Below are 414 nucleotides of genomic sequence, written 5' to 3'. Positions count from 1 at the left end.
ATGTAAATCGCAAGAATAGCAACGAACCGCCAACATTTGGTTGTATGCAATTTGGGCTCTACATTTAATATTTGGCTTCAATTCTTAACTTCAACTTTTCAAATGAATATTTGTTCCGTGCCGGACACTCAATGAATTCCATACTTTCATAAATACTCAAACGTCTGCTGCTATATTACCAAACCATTCAAAAAATTTGATATCAATGAAATATTTAAAATTACTATGCTTACTCTTATTGGTTCAATCATCCACCTTTGGACAGCAACAAAGAGCAAGGGATATTGGAATTCCATTTAACGGAACCACGGGGAAATTTAATGCTATAACAGATGTAAAAGGTGTTGAGGTGGGTTATAGTACCATCATTTCTGGCGAAGGTAAAAACACTATTGGAAAAGGGCCTGTTAGAAC

The 414-nt window shown here is 35.3% G+C and carries 1 protein-coding gene; it reads left to right on the top strand.

From position 1 onward, the window contains the following. Positions 1-205 precede the first annotated feature (205 nt). The coding region (locus A7981_RS12195; RefSeq protein ID WP_217234087.1) for a hypothetical protein at positions 206-414 on the top strand (209 nt) is incomplete at its 3' end.

Origin of the sequence: Methylovorus sp. MM2 (assembly GCF_001648895.1) — a bacterium.
Taxonomy (GTDB): Bacteria; Pseudomonadota; Gammaproteobacteria; order Burkholderiales; family Methylophilaceae; genus MM1.
The sequence above is the reverse complement of the archived record's forward strand: the minus strand, read 5'-3'. Positions and strand labels throughout refer to the sequence as shown.